Annotated in this window: 16 protein-coding genes; 4 read left to right on the top strand and 12 right to left on the bottom strand. The window is 67.2% G+C overall.

What is annotated here, in order from left to right; all coding sequences use genetic code 11:
• Window positions 1-73 precede the first annotated feature (73 nt).
• The 9 genes from ACQY8B_RS20345 to ACQY8B_RS20385 form a co-directional block, all read right to left on the bottom strand.
• Window positions 74-823, bottom strand: a complete 750-nt coding sequence (locus ACQY8B_RS20345; protein WP_422088358.1) for an SDR family oxidoreductase — start codon at window positions 821-823, stop codon at window positions 74-76.
• Window positions 824-825: 2 nt separating this feature from the next.
• Complete coding sequence (locus ACQY8B_RS20350; protein WP_422088359.1) at window positions 826-1,662, bottom strand: acyl-CoA thioesterase; 837 nt, start codon at window positions 1,660-1,662, stop codon at window positions 826-828.
• An 88-nt stretch (window positions 1,663-1,750) separates the two neighbouring features.
• A complete protein-coding gene (locus tag ACQY8B_RS20355; RefSeq protein WP_422088360.1) occupies window positions 1,751-2,965 on the bottom strand; it encodes an acetyl-CoA C-acyltransferase in 1,215 nt (404 codons plus the stop codon).
• Entirely contained in the window at window positions 2,962-3,381 is a 420-nt protein-coding gene (locus tag ACQY8B_RS20360) for an endonuclease domain-containing protein (protein WP_106937567.1), read from the bottom strand. Before ACQY8B_RS20360 ends, ACQY8B_RS20355 begins: the two co-directional genes overlap by 4 nt.
• 63 nt (window positions 3,382-3,444) lie before the next feature.
• Entirely contained in the window at window positions 3,445-5,880 is a 2,436-nt protein-coding gene (locus ACQY8B_RS20365; protein WP_422088361.1) for a 3-hydroxyacyl-CoA dehydrogenase/enoyl-CoA hydratase family protein, read from the bottom strand.
• A gap of 121 nt (window positions 5,881-6,001) precedes the next feature.
• Complete coding sequence (locus ACQY8B_RS20370; RefSeq protein ID WP_422088362.1) at window positions 6,002-6,436, bottom strand: DUF2147 domain-containing protein; 435 nt, start codon at window positions 6,434-6,436, stop codon at window positions 6,002-6,004.
• Between the two features lie 47 nt (window positions 6,437-6,483).
• Window positions 6,484-8,280, bottom strand: coding sequence for an acyl-CoA dehydrogenase C-terminal domain-containing protein (locus tag ACQY8B_RS20375; protein ID WP_422088363.1), 1,797 nt, complete (start codon window positions 8,278-8,280; stop codon window positions 6,484-6,486).
• Between the two features lie 74 nt (window positions 8,281-8,354).
• Complete coding sequence (locus ACQY8B_RS20380; RefSeq protein WP_422088364.1) at window positions 8,355-9,044, bottom strand: TetR/AcrR family transcriptional regulator; 690 nt, start codon at window positions 9,042-9,044, stop codon at window positions 8,355-8,357.
• A gap of 139 nt (window positions 9,045-9,183) precedes the next feature.
• The gene (locus tag ACQY8B_RS20385) at window positions 9,184-9,942 is read right to left on the bottom strand and encodes an SDR family oxidoreductase (RefSeq protein ID WP_422088365.1); all 759 of its coding nucleotides are present in this window, start codon (window positions 9,940-9,942) and stop codon (window positions 9,184-9,186) included.
• A gap of 118 nt (window positions 9,943-10,060) precedes the next feature.
• Here ACQY8B_RS20385 and ACQY8B_RS20390 point away from each other — a divergent pair, with 118 nt between their 5' ends.
• Window positions 10,061-10,948 (top strand): LysR family transcriptional regulator, encoded by an 888-nt coding sequence (locus tag ACQY8B_RS20390; protein WP_422088366.1) that lies wholly within the window; start codon window positions 10,061-10,063, stop codon window positions 10,946-10,948.
• A 6-nt stretch (window positions 10,949-10,954) separates the two neighbouring features.
• Here ACQY8B_RS20390 and ACQY8B_RS20395 read toward each other — a convergent pair whose 3' ends face one another.
• From ACQY8B_RS20395 to ACQY8B_RS20405, 3 genes are read right to left on the bottom strand one after another with little or no spacing between them, the layout of a single operon-like run.
• A complete protein-coding gene (locus tag ACQY8B_RS20395) occupies window positions 10,955-11,803 on the bottom strand; it encodes a helix-turn-helix domain-containing protein (RefSeq protein WP_422088367.1) in 849 nt (282 codons plus the stop codon).
• 27 nt (window positions 11,804-11,830) lie between these two features.
• Window positions 11,831-12,679: a fumarylacetoacetate hydrolase family protein gene (locus tag ACQY8B_RS20400; RefSeq protein ID WP_422088368.1), complete on the bottom strand. Its 849-nt coding sequence runs from the start codon at window positions 12,677-12,679 to the stop codon at window positions 11,831-11,833.
• 26 nt (window positions 12,680-12,705) lie between these two features.
• Window positions 12,706-13,461, bottom strand: a complete 756-nt coding sequence (locus tag ACQY8B_RS20405; RefSeq protein ID WP_422088369.1) for an SDR family NAD(P)-dependent oxidoreductase — start codon at window positions 13,459-13,461, stop codon at window positions 12,706-12,708.
• 130 nt (window positions 13,462-13,591) lie between these two features.
• Here ACQY8B_RS20405 and ACQY8B_RS20410 point away from each other — a divergent pair, with 130 nt between their 5' ends.
• From ACQY8B_RS20410 to ACQY8B_RS20420, 3 genes are read left to right on the top strand one after another with little or no spacing between them, the layout of a single operon-like run.
• On the top strand, window positions 13,592-14,299 hold the full coding sequence (locus tag ACQY8B_RS20410; RefSeq protein WP_422088370.1) for a FadR/GntR family transcriptional regulator: 708 nt from the start codon (window positions 13,592-13,594) through the stop codon (window positions 14,297-14,299).
• A gap of 30 nt (window positions 14,300-14,329) precedes the next feature.
• Window positions 14,330-15,856: a UxaA family hydrolase gene (locus ACQY8B_RS20415; protein ID WP_422088371.1), complete on the top strand. Its 1,527-nt coding sequence runs from the start codon at window positions 14,330-14,332 to the stop codon at window positions 15,854-15,856.
• Window positions 15,857-15,881: 25 nt separating this feature from the next.
• Entirely contained in the window at window positions 15,882-16,814 is a 933-nt protein-coding gene (locus ACQY8B_RS20420) for an SMP-30/gluconolactonase/LRE family protein (protein WP_422088372.1), read from the top strand.
• Window positions 16,815-16,817: the final 3 nt, after the last annotated feature.

A 16,817-nucleotide genomic window follows, 5' to 3' on the forward strand; every position in this document is an offset into this window, starting at 1 on the left:
AGGGCACCGGGTACTCCCCTCCGCGAATGTCCTGCGTCGGCGTTAGCAAGCCCCGAACGGCAACGCTTCATTTTCAGAACTTCTCCGACCACGGACGCAGATCAAGCTCGTGCGTCCACGCATCGCGCGGCTGCGAATGGAGCATCCAGTAGCTGTCGGCAATGTGGTCGGGGTTCAGGATGCCGTCGCTTTCCTTCAGCGCATAGCGCTCGGGAAAATTGCTGCGGATGAACTCGGTGTCGATGGCGCCGTCGACCACCACGTGCGCCACGTGAATGCCCTGCGGGCCGAGTTCGCGCGCCATAGACTGGGCCAGCGCGCGCAACGCCATCTTGGCGCCCGAGAACGCGCCGAAGTTCGCCGCGCCGCGCAGCGAGGCCGTCGCTCCGGTGAAGATGATCGTGCCGCGATGGCCTCCCTCGGGCATATTGCGCGCCACCATCCGCTTCGCCACTTCGCGCCCGTTCAGGAAGCCCGAGAAGCAGGCCATCTCCCACACCTTGAAGTACTTGCGCGCGGTCTCGTCGAGGATGCTCTCGGGCACGTTGGCGCCGATGTTGAACACCATCACCTCGATCGGCCCGACGGTCGATTCGATCTGCTCGACGAGCGCGACCACTTCTTCCTCCTTGCGCGCATCGCAGGCAAAGGCATGGGCGCGGCCGCCGTCGGCCTCGATCTGCGCGACCAGCGGCTGCAGTTTGTCGAGGCTGCGGCGCGTGACGCAGGTGGCGAAGCCTTCGCGCGCGAAGCGGCGTGCGATGGCACCGCCGGTGGCGTCGCCGGCGCCGACGATGAGTGCGGCTTTCTGCGGAGCGGTCATGTTCATTCCTTGTAGTAGACGATCTGGTTCGAGGTGGCCAGCAGCACGCCCTTCTCGCTCCACAGATGCGCGGTCTGGTCGAAGAAACCGTTGAAGAACTGCTGGCCCGCTGCGCGGCCAAGCAGGTAGCCCGTGCCCACCTCGGCCAGTTGCGCCGGGCCGGCGTGGAAGTAGGTGGTGATCGACACGGTGCCCGCCGGCACGTGCTTCGCACGGCGCAGCCACACGCGCGGATAGAACATGTCGCTCATCGCTGCGAGCGAGGCAAAGTCCAGCGGGCGCGGTTGTGCGTCGCGCAGCCAGATGCGGGTTTCGCTGTGATGCAGGCTGCCGTCCCACTTCGAGGGGATGCCGCCGCTGAAAGGGCGCATCTCGTACTGGTTGATCCAGGCCACGCCCGACGGGCCGATGCTCATGCGGTCGACAGTCTCGGGCCTCGGCGCCTCGGGCATCGGCATGTCGCCCTCGCCCCAGGTGTCGCGGCGCGCGGCCGTCACCACGGTGGCGGTGGTCGTCATGTTGGGCGTGCCGCCGGGGCCGGACTGCGTGATCTGCACGGTCCAGTGCTGTGTCGAGCGGTTGGTGCGCACGGCCGTGGCCTGGATGTCGAACGCGCCGGCTTCGAGCGCGGCCGCGTAGTTGACGGTGAGCGCGATGGGCGTACCGAGCACGTCGGGGTGCTGCATCACCGACTGCAGCACCAGGGCCGCCGTGGTGCCGCCGAAGGGCCCGACCATGTTCCAGTAGTCGGGGCTGGTCGTGCCGGTGAAGTGCCCCACGCGGATGTCGCTGTGGTGGATCGTCAGGGCTTTGTCGAAGGGGTGCGTGCTCGTCGTCATGATCGGCAGTGTGCCTCCGGTGGGTGCGCTCACGCAGTCGTGTGCGGGACGCCCCTGGCTGCGGCGCGGTTCAGCCAGGGGGTCATGCTCAGACCCTTTCGAAGATTCCTGCGGCGCCCTGCCCCATGCCCACGCACATCGTGACCATGCCGTACTTCAGGTTCTCGCGGCGCAGCGCATGTACTACCGTGGCCGAACGGATCGCGCCCGTTGCACCGAGCGGGTGGCCCAGCGCAATCGCGCCGCCCATCGGGTTGACCTTCGACGGATCGAGCCCCAGCGTGTTGATGACTGCGAGCGACTGCGCGGCAAAGGCTTCATTGAGCTCGAACCAGTCGATGTCCTCGTGCTTCAGGCCCGCATAGCGCAGCGCGGCCGGAATAGCCTCGATGGGGCCGATGCCCATGATGTGCGGCGGCACGCCCTTGCTGGCAAAGCTCACGAAACGCGCGAGCGGCGTGAGGCCGTACTGCTTCACGGCCTTTTCGCTCGCCAGGATCAGCGCGCCCGCGCCGTCCGAGGTCTGCGAGCTGTTGCCGGCCGTGACCGTGCCGCGCGCGGCGAACACGGCGCGCAGCTTGGCGAGGCCTTCGATGCTGGTGTCGGGGCGGGCGCCTTCGTCGAGGTTGACGGTCCGCGTCTTCGCGATCGACTTGCCGGTCTCCAGGTTGGGCGTGCGGTCGGTCACTTCGATGGGCGTGATCTCGTCGGCGAACTTGCCGGCCTTCTGCGCGGCCAGCGCCTTCTGGTGCGAGGCGAGCGCGAACTCGTCCTGCGCCTCGCGGCTCACCTTCCACTGCTGCGCGACCTTCTCGGCGGTGAGGCCCATGCCGTAGGCGATGCCCACGTCGCCCTGTACGTCGAATGCGGGCTCGAAGATCGAAGGCGACAGCGAGGGCGAGTTGCCCATCATCGGCACCATGCTCATGCTCTCGACGCCGGCCGCGATCATCACGTCGGCCTCGCCGACGCGGATGCGGTCGGCCGCCATCTGCACGGCCGACAGGCCCGATGCGCAGAAGCGGTTGACGGTGATGCCGCCGACGCTGGTCGGCAGGCCCGCCAGCACCGCGCCGATGCGCGCGACGTTCAGGCCCTGCTGCGATTCGGGAATGGCGCAGCCGCAGATGATGTCTTCGATGGCCTTGGGGTCGAGGCTGGGCACGGCGGCCAACGCGGCACGCAGCGTGGTGGCCAGCAGGTCGTCGGGGCGGTAGTTGCGGAAATAGCCGCGGTGCGACTTGCCGATGGGGGTGCGGGTGGCGGAGACGATGTAGGCGTCTTGGACTTGTTTGCTGCTCATGAGGAAGCTCCTGAATTTTCTTGCTCCTTCCCCCTCCGGGGGAAGGCTGGGATGGGGGCCGGCGGCGTCAACTCGACAAGTCGGTTGGCGATGGCCTGGCGCACCCCATCGAAATTGATGAACGGTTCATTCGATGCGAAGCGCAATACATCGAAGCCTTGTTCGCGAAAAAAGGCGTCGCGTCTCGCGTCATAGACCTGCTGGGCCTGATGTTGGGAGCCGTCGAGTTCGACGATCAACTTCGGGGCCAGACAAGCGAAGTCCGCGATGTAGTTGCCCAGCGGATGCTGGCGCCGGAACTTCACGCCCAGTTGCTCCGAGCGCAGTCCACCCCAGAGCTTGCGCTCGGAATCCGTCATCTCCCGGCGAAGCACTTGTGCATTCGCTCGGGCATTGGGAGTGGACTGGTTTCGCATCGTGCTTGGTTGGAGAGCCCCCATCCCGGCCTTCCCCCGGAAGGGGAAGGAGGAATGTGGAAATCAGTTCCTTACCGGCTTGCCCGTGCTCAGCATCCCCATGATCCGCTCCTGCGTCTTCGGATGCACGATCAGCGAGCAGAACGCCTTGCGTTCCAGCGCCATCAGGTATTCCTCGGTCACGAGCGAGCCCGCGTCCACGTCGCCGCCGGTCACCACATTCGCGATCAGGCTGGCAATGTGGAAGTCGTGCGCGCTGATGAAGCCGCCGTCGCGCATGTTCACCAGCTGGCCCTTGATGGTCGCAGCGCCGCTGCGGCCCGCCACGCGGAAGCTGCGGCGCAGCGGCGGGCGGTAGCCGGCGTCGGCCATGGCCTTGGCCTGCTGCAGCGCCACGTACAGCAGCTCGTCCTTGTTCGGCACGATCACGTCGCTGTCGAGCAGGTAGCCCAGCTTCTTCGAATCGAGCGCACCGGTGCCCACCTTCGCCATCGCGGCGGCAGTGAAGCCCTCGGTCAGGAACGGCAGCAAGTCGGTGCCCGTGGAAGCCGCGGCGTTCTCCGCAGCACGGCGTGCGATGTAGGTCAGGCCGCCGGCACCGGGGATCAGCCCCACGCCCACTTCGACCAGGCCGATGTAGCTCTCCATCGCCGCCACGCGCCTGGCCGAATGAATGGCCAGCTCGCAGCCGCCGCCCAGTGCCATGCCGCGCACGGCGGAGATCACCGGCACGTTGGCATAGCGGATCTTGAGCATCACGTTCTGCAGTTCTTCTTCGGCGCCTTCGACCGCGCCGATGCCGGCGACCACGAAGGCCGGCAGCATCGCCTGCAGGTCGGCGCCGACCGAGAACACCTCGTCGGGCGACCAGATCACCAGGCCCTTGTATTCGGCCTCGGCCAGCTCCACCGCGGCGCCCAGCGCCTCGGCCACGTCGGGGCTGATGGCGTGCATCTTCGAATGGATGCTGGCGATGAGCACTCCTTCGAACCCTTCCTTATCCAGCGTCCACACGCGCACGTCGCCTTCGTCGCTGATCGTGGTGCCGGCCGTGTTGGCATCGGCGGCGTTAGCGCCGAGCACGCTCTCGGGGAACAGCTGGCGGTCATGCACCGGCAGCCTGCGCTGCGGCACGAACTTGTTCTGCGATGCGCTCCAGGAGCCTTCGGGCGTATGCACGCCGCCGGCCTCGGCCACCGGGCCTTCGAACACCCACTTGGGCAGCGGTGCGCTGCTCAGCGCCTTGCCGGCGTCGATGTCTTCCTGCACCCACTTGGCAACCTGCGCCCAGCCGGCTTCCTGCCACAGCTCGAACGGGCCCTGCTTCATGCCGAAGCCCCAGCGCATGGCGAAGTCGATGTCGCGCGCGCTCTCGGCGATGTCGCCCAGGTGCACGGCGGCGTAGTGGAAGCCGTCGCGCAGGATGGCCCAGAGGAACTGGCCCTGCGGGCCTTCGCTCTCGCGCAGCAGCTTCAGGCGCTCGCCCGCGGGCTTCTTGAGCATGCGGCCGTACACCTCGTCGGCCTTGGCGCCGGCGGGCACGTACTCGCCGCTCTTCAGGTCGAAGCGCAGGATGTCGCGGCCGACCTTCTTGAAGAAGCCGGCCTTTGTCTTCTGGCCCAGGTTGCCCAGCTCGAGCAGCTTGGCGAGCACCGGCGGCGTCGCGAAGTTGGCGTAGAACGGATCGGCCTCTGCGTTCAGGTTGTCCTGCAGCGTCTTCACGACGTGAGCCATCGTGTCCAGTCCCACCACGTCGGCGGTGCGGAAGGTGCCCGAGCTGGCGCGGCCCAGCTTCTTGCCGGTGAGGTCGTCCACCACGTCGGGCGTGAGGCCGAACTTCTCGACTTCCTTCAGCGTGGCCAGCATGCCGGCGATGCCGACGCGGTTGGCGATGAAGTTGGGCGTGTCGTGCGCGCGCACCACGCCCTTGCCCAGCGTGCTGGTGACGAAGGCTTCCAGGTCGTCGAGCACCTGCGGCTGCGTGGTGGGCGTGTTGATCAGCTCCACCAGGAACATGTAGCGCGGCGGGTTGAAGAAGTGGATGCCGCAGAAGCGCGGCTTCAGTGCTTCTGGCAGCGCTTCGCTGAGCTTGGTGATCGACAGGCCCGAGGTGTTCGAGGCCAGGATCGAATGCTTTGCGACGTGAGGCGCGATCTTCTTGTACAGATCGAGCTTCCAGTCCATGCGCTCGGCAATGGCTTCGATGACGAGGTCGCACTCGCCGAGCCTGGCCAGGTCGTCATCGTAGTTGGCCTGCTCGATCAGCACGGCGTCGGCCACGTCGCCGAGCGGCGCGGGCTTGAGCTTCTTGAGGTTGTCGATGGCGCGCGTGACGATGCCGTTCTTCGCCGCACCTTGAGCGACAGCTCCGGTCGCGTCCTTCGCGGCCAGGTCGAACAGCACGACGGGCACGCGCACGTTGACGAGGTGGGCCGCAATCTGCGCGCCCATCACGCCGGCGCCGAGCACGGCGACCTTCTTCACTTGAAATCGGGACATAACTGCGCTTCGAAGTTTTGATTCTGTTCGGGGAACACCGCGGAACCGGCTTTGCCGGGCCGCTGGTGTTGCCCCCTTGAGGGGGAGGCTGCTACACGAAGTGAGCAGCTACGGGGGTGGGTCAAGGAACGCGATTCCAGGTTTGGGTACGCCAGAAGGGCCCAAGGTAGCCGCGCACTTCGAGCTTCTTGCCGCCCTCTATGGGCGTGAAGCTCGCGCGGTATTCCTTGCCGTTCTCGGGGTCGAGGATCTTTCCGCCTTCCCAGACGTCCTTGCCCTCGGCCTTCTTGCCGCCGCGGATGATGTCGAGGCCGACCATGGGCTTGTCCTTGCGGTCATCGCTGCATTCGCTGCAGACCGCGCCGGGCTTGGCGTCCTTGCCCAGCGCTTTCTCGATGCGCCCGGACAGGCCGGCGCCGGTCTCGGCGATGCTGATCTCGGCCTTGACCTCGCCCGTCTTGTCGTCCACGTTGCGCCACAGCCCCACCGGCGTGCTCTGTGCCATGGCCGAAGCGGCGGTGGCTGCGAACAAGAGGGCTGCGAGTGTTGTCTTCATGATCGGCGGTTCCTGGGAGTTGAGGAAAGACGAGACGGTACTACCGCTCAGGCCAGTGCCGCGTCGGTGTCCATCAGCACCTTGCTGCCGGCGCGCGCTGTGCGCATCAGCGTCGCGGTCTCGGGGAACAGCTTGGCGAAGTAGAAGCGCGCGGTCTGCAGCTTGGCGACGTAGAACGGGTCGTTGTTGCCGGCCGCGATCTCGCGCAACGCGACCTGTGCCATGCGGGCGAACAGGTAGCCGAACACGAAGTGGCCGGCCACGCGCAGGTAGTCCACCGCGGCGGCGCCCACTTCGTCGGGGTTCTGGAAGCCCTTGAAGCCGATCTCGGTCGTGAACTTGGTGAGCTGGTCGCCCAGGCCCGCGATCGGGTTGATGAACTCGGCCATCTTCTCGTTCACGCCTTCTTCTTCCACCAGCTTGCCCACGAGCTTGCCGAACTTCTTGAGCGAAGCGCCGTTGTTGCCCAGCACCTTGCGGCCCAGCAAGTCCAGCGACTGGATGGTGTTGGTGCCTTCATAGATCATGTTGATGCGGTTGTCGCGCACGAACTGCTCCATGCCCCATTCCTTGATGAAGCCGTGGCCGCCGAACACCTGCATGCAGGCATTGGTCGAGATGTGGCCGTTGTCGGTGATGAAGGCCTTGACGATGGGGGTCAGCAATGCGACCAGCTCGCCCGAGTCCTTGCGCACCTTCTCGTCGGGATGGTTGTGCTCTTTGTCGAGCAGCAGCGTGCAGAAGATCTGCAGCGCGCGGCCGCCTTCGGCATATGCCTTGGCGGTGAGCAGCATCTTGCGCACGTCGGGGTGCACGATGATGGGGTCGGCTTCCTTGTCCTTGGCCTTCACGCCGGAGAGCGAGCGCATCTGGATGCGGTCCTTGGCGTAGGCCAGTGCGTTCTGGTAGGCCACTTCGGTCAGGCCCAGCGACTGGTTGCCCACGCCCAGGCGCGCGGCGTTCATCATCACGAACATCGCGGCCAGGCCCTTGTTGGGCTCGCCCACCAGCGTGCCGGTGGCGCCTTCGATCACGATCTGCGCGGTGGCGTTGCCGTGAATGCCCATCTTGTGCTCCAGGCCGGCGCAGAAGATCGGGTTGCGCTCGCCCAGCGAGCCATCGGCCTTGACCTTGAACTTCGGCACCACGAACAGGCTGATGCCCTTGCTGCCCTTGGGCGCGTCGGGCAGGCGGGCCAGCACCAGGTGAATGATGTTGTCCGTCATGTCGTGCTCGCCGGCCGAGATGAAAATCTTGCTGCCGGTGATGCGGTAGGTGCCGTCGGCCTGCGGTTCGGCCTTGGTGCGCAGCAGGCCGAGGTCGGTGCCGCAATGGGGTTCGGTCAGGCACATGGTGCCGGTCCACTCGCCGCTCGTGAGCTTGGGCAGGTAGGTCTTCTTCTGCTCTTCGGTGCCGTGCGCGGCCAGTGCCTCGTAGGCGCCGTGCGAAAGGCCGGGGTACATGGTCCAGGCCTGGTTGGCGCTGTTGAGCATTTCGAACAGGCACTGGTTCACCACGAAGGGCAGGCCCTGGCCGCCGAAGGCCGGGTCGCACGACAGCGCGGGCCAGCCGCCTTCGACGTACTTGGCGTAGGCGTCCTTGAAGCCCTTGGGCGTCTTGACCTCGTGCGTGGTCTTGTCGAGCGTGCAGCCCTCTTCGTCGCCGCTGATGTTGAGCGGGAAGGTCACTTCGGCGGCGAACTTGCCGGCCTCTTCGATCACTGCGTTGATGGTGTCGGCATCGGTCTCGGCATGGGCGGGCAGCGCCTTGAGCTCCTCGGCGACGTTGAGCACTTCGTGCAGCACGAACTGCATGTCACGCACGGGCGGGTTGTAGATAGGCATCCGGGACTCTCCTGGTCGAAGCTAGATAGAAAAAGAAAAGGGAAAACGAAAAAAGGACGAGCCGCGCGCCTCGGTCAGCGCACGGTCTTGAGGCGGCGGCCCGCGGGCGCGGCGGCCGCCTCGGGCTTCGGCGCATCGGGCGTGGCGGCGCGCGCGAGGATGTTGTCGAAACCGACATTGGCGCGGCCGATGGAACCGGGCACCTGCAGGAAGCGCGCTTCGTAGTGCAGCGCGAGGATCAGGCCGTGGATCTCGAACGCCACCTGGCGCTCGTCGGCATCGGCGCGCAGATGGCCTTCGCTCTGCGACTGCACGATGGCTCGCAGCACGGCCGCCTGCCAGATGCTGACCGACTCGACCAGCGCGTCGCGCACCGGGCCCGGGCGGTCGTCGAATTCGGAAGCGCCGCTGATGTAGATGCAGCCCGAGTCGATTTCGGTCGAGGTGCGCTTCATCCAGTTGGCGAACATGGCGCGCAGGCGGGGCAGGCCGCGCGGCGCCTTCAGGGCGGGGAAGAACACTTCCTGCTCGAATCGCGCGTGGTATTCGCGCACCACCGAGATCTGCAGTTCCTCGCGCGAGCCGAAGTGGGCGAAGACGCCCGACTTGCTCATCTTGGTGATTTCAGCCACCGCGCCGATCGACAGCCCCTCGAGCCCGATCTGCGCGGCCAGCGCCAGCGCGGCGTCGACGATGACTGCCTTGGTCTGCTGGCCCTTCTGGGCAGCACGGGCGGGCTTGGCGGGGACGGCTGAAGCGGACATCGTGGAATTCCCGAATAAAAACGAACGGTCGTTCTATTTTGCAGGGACTTTGCACTTTGGTCCGCCAAAGACCTTCAGCAAGAGAAGGTTAATTGATGCGCGGGAGGGCCGCAATCGGGCCCTCCCCGCATATCGCGTTTCAGAACTCCTGCGACACCGGCCGCAGCACCACTTCATTGATGTCCACGTTGGCAGGCTGTTCCACCGCATACACGACCGCGCGCGCCACCGAGTCAGCCGGGATCTGGTTGGCGTCGTAGAACGCCTTCACGCCGGCGGCGCTCTCGGCGTCGCTACTGCCGAACTTCAGCTCCGAGTCCACCGCGCCGGGCGACACGACGGTCACGCGCACGCCGCTGTTGCCCATTTCCACGCGCAGCCCTTCGGAGATGGCGCGCACCGCATGCTTGGTCGCGCTGTAGACGGTGCCGATGGGCGTGAACACCTTCAGCCCGGCGATCGACGCGATGTTGACGATGTGCCCGCCGCCCTGCGCCTGCATGCGCGGCAGCACGGCGGCAATGCCGTACAGCACGCCCTTGATGTTGACGTCGATGGTGCGGTCCCACTCGTCGACCTTGAGCTTCTCGATGGGCGACAGCGGCATCACGCCCGCGTTGTTGACCAGCACGTCGATGCGGCCGAAGGCTTCCACCGTGGCGGCGGCGAGCTTTTCGAGGTCGGCGCGCCTGGCCACGTCGGTAGCCACGGCGATGGCCTCGCCGCCGGCTTCGCGGATTTCGGCGACGACCTTCTCGAGCCGGTCGGTGCGGCGGGCGGCGAGCACCACCTTCGCACCGCGCGCGGCCAGGTGGCGCGCGGTCGATTCGCCGAGCCCGCTGCTCGCGCCGGTAACGATGGCGACCTTGCCCTTGATGTTGTCTTGAACGGATGTCATGGCTGCTTTCCTTTGCTGGGGTGTTGAAGAGATGCCCTCAGTGTGGAAAATCCGCCTGTTCCCGTAAATGAAACTTTGGCGACTTAAAAATTCCTGAAACAGGAACACTTAACTGCCCATGTCCAACCGCCTCGAAGCCCTGCGCGTGTTCTGCGCCGCCGCCGACGCCGCCAACTTCCGCGAGGCGGCCGTGCGCCTGTCGGTGTCGCCGCAGGTGGTGACGCGCGCGGTTCGCGAACTCGAAGACCAGTTGGGCGAGCCCCTCTTCCACCGCAGCACGCGCGGCGTGCAACTCACCGACTTCGGCCGGCAGCTCGCCGAGCGTGCGCGCGTGGCGGTGGGCGGCGTGGACGAACTGTTCCACCGCACCGACCGGCGCGCGCTCTCGCAGCACGAGGGCACGGTGCGGGTCACGGCGCCGGGCATCTTCGGCCGCCGGCTGATTCCGCAGGCGCTGGCGCCGATGCTCGCCGCGCACCCCGGCCTGGTGCTCGACCTGCGCGTGTCGGAAGAGCATGCCGACGTGGTCGACCAGCAGATCGACATCGGCGTGCGCGTCGGGCCGCTGCGCGATGCACGCTTCGTGGCGCGGCCGGTGGGCAAGATGGCGCTGCACGTGGTGGCCGCGCCATCGCTCATCGCCCGCACCGGCGTGCCGAAGAAGATCGACGCGCTCGCGGGCCTGCCGCTCACCGCGCTGATCGACCGCATGTCGGGCCGGCCGTGGCCGATGATCTTCAGCAAGGGCCGGCAACTGGCGGTGAGCTCGCCGGCATTCGTCACCGACGACTTCGATGCCGAGGGCGCGGCAGTGCTCGCGGGCCTCGGCTTCGCGCAGCTGATCGGGTCGCTGGCCGAGCCCTGGCTGAAATCGGGCGCGCTGGTGCCGGTGCTCGAGGCCGATGCGCCGGAGCCGTGGCCGATCTATGTTTACCGTCCACAGCGCGCGCCAGTGCCGGCGCGCGTGCGGCTGGTGTACGACGAACTCGTCCGCGTGCTGCGCTGAACGCCGCTACGACGGCGGGCCGCTCGCCCGCTGCCAGGCACCCGGCGTGAAACCGAAATGGCGAGTGAAGATGCGCGTCATGTGGCTCTGGTCCGCGAAGCCGCTGGCGGCGGCCGCATCTGCGAGGCTCGTGCCGCGGCGGATCAGGGCTCGTGCGCGTTCGGCGCGCTGCAGCAGGAGCCATGCATGCGGCGGCACGCCATAGGCTTGGGCGAATCGGCGCAGGGCCTGGTACTTGCTGAGGCCGGCCATCGTGGCGAGTTCGTCGAGCGAGGGCGCATCGAGCAGGTCGTCGGCAAGCCGCTCGCGCAGCTGCCGCACATCGCCGCCGGCCTCGCGCACCGGCAGTACGGTGGAATGGGTTTCCAGCAGCAGGCCGCAGACTTCGGCCAATGACTCTTCGCAGGCAAGCGCCCCGGCTCCAGCGGTGTGGTCCGCATGAACGGCCTGCCATGCGTCGAGGCGCACGAACAAGCGACGCAGCGCATCACCCAGCCGCGCGTCCCGCAGCACGGGCCGCGTGAACTCGATGCCATTGCCGGCAGCGCCGTCGCCGCGCATGCCCGCCATCACGGCCGCATCGAAATACACCATGCGCCAACGCCGCGACGGGCCGCCGAGCGGGCGGCCGTCGTGCACTTCCCCGGGGTTGGTGGTGATCAGGTCGCCGGCATAGGCATCGACCTTGCCCCGGCCGCTGGCCGAGCTTTGCGCGCCATGGTCGAGCAGGCCGACGCCATAGGTCGAATGCCAGTGCCGGCCGTAGTGGCGGGCACTGTCCATCGCGGTGCCGTGGACGCCCTCCCAGGGCGTGCCGAAGACATGCGAGCGATGGTCCGGCGGCGTTTTCGTCATCCGCCGGATGATCTCAGAGAACGGCTCTCAGAGCTTGAACGGAACCACTTCCTGGCGCTGCTCGCCCAGGCCTTCGATGCCCAGCGTCATCACGTCGCCCTTCTTCAGGAACAGCGGCGGCTTCATGCCCATGCCCACGCCGGGCGGCGTGCCGGTGGTGATGACGTCGCCAGGCATCAGCGTCATGAACTGGCTCACGTAGCTCACGATCTTGGCCACGGTGAAGATCATGGTCTTGGTGCTGCCGGTCTGCACGCGCTGGCCGTTCAGGTCGAGCCACATCGAGAGCTTTTGCGGGTTCTCGATCTCGTCGCGCGTCACCAGCCAGGGGCCGATGGGGCCGAAGGTGTCGCAGCCCTTGCCCTTGTCCCAGGTGCCGCCGCGCTCGATCTGGTATTCGCGTTCGCTGATGTCGTTGATGGTGCAGTAGCCGGCCACGTAGTCGAGGGCGCTCTTTTGCGACACGTAGCGCGCGCGCGTGCCGATGACCACGCCGAGTTCGACTTCCCAGTCGGTCTTGACCGAGCCCTTGGGCAGCATCACCGGGTCGTTCGGGCCCTGGATGCAGCTGTTGGCCTTGGTGAACACCACGGGTTCCTTGGGCACCGGCAGGCCGGATTCGGCCGCGTGGTCCGCATAGTTCAGGCCGATGGCGATGAACTTGCCGACGTTGGCCACCGGTGCGCCGAAGCGCGGCTTGCCCTTGACCAGCGGCAGCTTGTCGACCTTCTGCTTGCGCAGCTTGGCAATGGCGGCATCGCCCAGTTGCTCGGGGCCGATGTCCTTGACGACGGCGCTCAGGTCGCGCAGCTTGCCTTCGTTGTCGATGAGGCCGGGCTTTTCCTTGCCGGGGTTGCCATAGCGGACGAGTTTCATGCTTTCCTTTCAGTGCATTGAATTGATCAGTAGGTGGAGCGGCCACCGGAGAGGTCGAAGACCGCGCCGGTGGAAAAAGAGCAATCCTCGGTGCAGAGCCAGCCGACCATCGCGGCCACCTCTTCCACCGTGCCGAAGCGGCCCATGGGAATCTTCGAGAGCATGAAGGCGATGTGCTCGGGGGTCATCTGGTCGAAGATGGCCGTCTTCACCGCCGCGGGCGTCACGCAGTTCACGCGGATGCCGGTGTCGGCCAGCTCCTTGCCGAGCGACTTGGTCAGGCCGATGACGGCCGCCTTGCTCGCGCTGTAGGCACTGGCGTTGGGGTTGCCGTCCTTGCCGGCCACCGAGGCGATGTTGACGATGCGGCCGTAGCCCCGGTCGCCCTGCTTGCGCATCTGCGCGACCACCTCGCGGCAGCACAGGAACACGCCGGTGATGTTCACATCCATCACCTGGCGCCAGTCGTCCACGGGGTAGTCCCACAGCTTGGTGTTGGGCCCGGTGATGCCGGCGCTGTTGACCAGCGCATCGATGTGCGGCACCTGCGCCAGCGTGGCCGCCACGGCCTTGGCGACCGATGGCTGCTGCGACACGTCGACCTTCAGCGCGAAGGCCTTGCCGCCGAGCGATTCGGCCGCCTTTTGCACCGCCTCTTCGTCGCGGTCCCACAGCGTGACGCTGCCGCCCGACGCCAGCAGCCGCTGCGCGATGCCGAAGCCCAGGCCCGTGGCGCCGCCGGTGACGACCGCATGGCGGCCCGAGAAATCGAGCTGGTTCATGTCGTGATGCCGATGGCTCCTCATGTCTTCGGGTTAGGCCCGATGGTGGCCCGGGCGGTGTATCGTATTCTGAATTGGCCTTACCACCTGGCCAATTCAGGACAACCCTTAACCCGCCCTTTCCCACCTCGTGCCCCTCCAGACCCTTGAACCCCAGCGCCTCTACCGCCAGATTGCAGACCAGCTCCGCGGCCTGATCGCCGAGGGCGAGTTCGACGTCGGCGCGCGCATTCCGGCCGAGCGCGACCTCGCCAAGCAGCTGGGCGTGAGCCGCCCTTCGGTGCGCGAGGCGCTGATCGCGCTGGAGGTGGAAGGCTGGGTCGAGATAAGAACCGGCTCGGGCGTCTACGTGCTGGACCGCTCGCACCGCACCGGCGCCCCCACGGCCGGCACCGAGTGGGGGCCGCTCGAGATCATTCGCGCGCGCCGCATGGTCGAGGGCGAGATCGCCGCCACCGCCGCGCAGCAGGGCAAGCGCAAGGACGTGGACGCCATGCGCCGCGCGATCCGCATGATGCGCGAGACGGCTGCGCGCAACGAGGTGCCGCACGAGGGCGACCGCGCCTTCCACCTGGCCATCGTCAACGCCTGCGACAACGTGGTGCTGACCGAGACGGTGCAAGGCTTCTGGGAGTCGCGGCACGGGCCGATCTTCGCCCGGATGATCGATTACTTCGAGACCATGGAATCGTGGCAGGCCGCCATCGGCGAGCACGAAGCCATCCTCGATGCCATCGCCGCGCGCGACGCCGCCGCGGCGCGCGACGCGATGCACCAGCACATGGACAAGTTCCACCAGAGATTCAGCGCGAGCTGGCGCCGCGCGAAGGCCTCCTGACAACAAACAAGCGCCGGCAGACGCCCCACCATGACCCCCTACATCCGACTCCATCCCGCCGACGACGTCGTCATCGCGCGTTCCCAACTGCTCGGCGGCACCACTGTCGAGAACGTGGCCGTGCGCGGCCTGATCCCGCCGGGCCACAAGATCGCGATGCGCGACATCGCCCAGGGAGAGCCGGTGCGCCGCTACAACCAGATCATCGGCTTCGCGAGCCGCCCCATCGGCGCAGGCGAGCACGTGCACACGCAGAACCTGGACATGGGCCCGGACAAGGGTGACTTCGAACGCGACTACGCCTTCGGCGCCGACGTGAAGCCCGCCCCCGCGAAGCGCGAGGCCACCTTCATGGGCATCAAGCGCGCCGACGGCCGCGTGGCCACGCGCAACTACATCGGCGTGCTGACCAGCGTGAACTGCTCGGCCACGGCCGCGCGCGCCATTGCCGACCACTTCTCGCGAAAGACCAATCCGCAGGCGCTGGCGGCATTCCCCAACGTCGACGGCGTGGTCGCGCTCACGCACGGCACCGGCTGCGGCATGGACACCCAGGGCATGGGCATGCAGATCCTGGAGCGCACGCTCACGGGCTATGCCACGCACCCGAACTTCGCGGGCGTGCTGGTGGTCGGCCTCGGCTGCGAGGCCAACCAGATCAACGCCTGGCTCGCGACCGGCCACCTGGCCGAGGGCGAGAACTTCCGTACCTTCAACATCCAGGACACGGGCGGCACGCGCAAGACGGTCGAGAAAGGCGTGGCGCTCATCGAGGAGATGCTGCCGCGCGCCAATGCGGTGAAGCGCGAGCCATGCAGCGCGGCGCACATCACCATCGGCCTGCAGTGCGGCGGCTCCGACGGCTACTCGGGCATCAGCGCCAACCCGGCGCTGGGCGCGGCAGTCGACCTGCTGGTGGCGCACGGCGGCACGGCCATCCTGAGCGAGACGCCCGAGGTGTACGGCGCGGAGCACCTGCTGACGCGCCGCGCGGTGAAGCGCGAGGTCGGCCAGAAGCTGGTGGACCGCATCAAGTGGTGGGAGCACTACACAGAGATCAACCAGGGCGAGATGAACAACAACCCCTCGCCCGGCAACAAGGCAGGCGGGCTCACCACCATCCTCGAGAAGTCGCTGGGCGCAGTGGCCAAGGGCGGCACCAGCAACCTCGAGGCGGTGTACGAATACGCGGAGCCCGTCACCGCCCACGGCTTCGTCTACATGGACACACCGGGCTACGACCCGGTGAGCGCCACGGGCCAGGTGGCCGGCGGCGCCAACCTCATCTGCTTCACCACGGGGCGCGGCTCGGCCTATGGCTGCGCACCCTCGCCCTCGCTCAAGCTCGCGACCAACTCGGCACTGTGGCAGCGGCAGGAAGAAGACATGGACATCAACTGCGGCGAGATCGTCGACGGCACCGCATCCATCCAGGAGATGGGCCAGCGCATCTTCGAGCTGGTGCTGGCCACCGCATCGGGCGCGCACTCCAAGAGCGAGCAGCACGGCTACGGGCAGAACGAGTTCGTGCCGTGGCAGGTCGGCGCGGTGATGTAGGCCCCCCACGAGCACAAGGAGCAGCATGGCCACCCTTCCCTTCGGCTTTCTCGAGGGCACCGGCTTCGAGCACCTGGACCCGCGCTTCAAGCCGCGCATTCCCGGCCCCGAGCGCCTGCAGCGCCTGTGGACCGGCGCGCGCTGGTGCGAAGGCCCCGCGTGGTTCGCCGCGCACCGCACGCTGGTGTGGTCGGACATCCCGAACAACCGCATGCTGCGCTACGACGAGGTCAACGGCACGGTCGGCGTGTTCCGCGAACCGGCCAACAACACCAACGGCCACACGGTCGACCGCCAGGGCCGGCTCGTGAGCTGCGAGCACCTCACGCGGCGCGTGACGCGCACCGAGCACGACGGCTCCATCACCGTGCTGGCTTCGCACTGGCAAGGCAAGCGGCTCAATTCGCCGAACGACGTGGTGGTGCATTCGGACGGCGGCGTGTGGTTCACCGACCCGAGCTACGGCATCCTCTCCGACTACGAAGGACTGAAGGCCGACAGCGAGATCGGCGCCTGCCATGTCTACCGCATCGACCCCGCCAGCGGCGAGGTGCAGCGCATGGCCGACGACTTCGTCAAACCCAACGGACTGGCCTTCTCGCCCGACGAATCGCTGCTGTACATCGCCGACACCGGCGCGAGCCACGCGGCGGACGGGCCGCGCCACATCCGCCGTTTCAAGGTGGGCGCCGACGGCCGCAGCCTGAGCGGCGGCGAAGTGTTTGCCGAATGCACCAACGGCCTGTTCGACGGTTTCAGGCTCGACACCGAAGGCCGCATCTGGACCAGCGCCGCCGACGGCGTGCACGCCTACGACCCCGACGGCACGCTGCTGGGCAAGATCCTCGTGCCCGAGCGCGTGGCCAACGTGTGCTTCGGCGGGCCCAAGCGCAACCGGCTGTTCGTCTGCGCGACCACCTCCCTCTATGCCATCACGCTGAACGCGAAAGGAATCTGATCC

Origin of the sequence: Variovorax sp. (genome assembly GCF_965279555.1) — a bacterium.
Lineage (GTDB): Bacteria > Pseudomonadota > Gammaproteobacteria > Burkholderiales > Burkholderiaceae_C > Variovorax.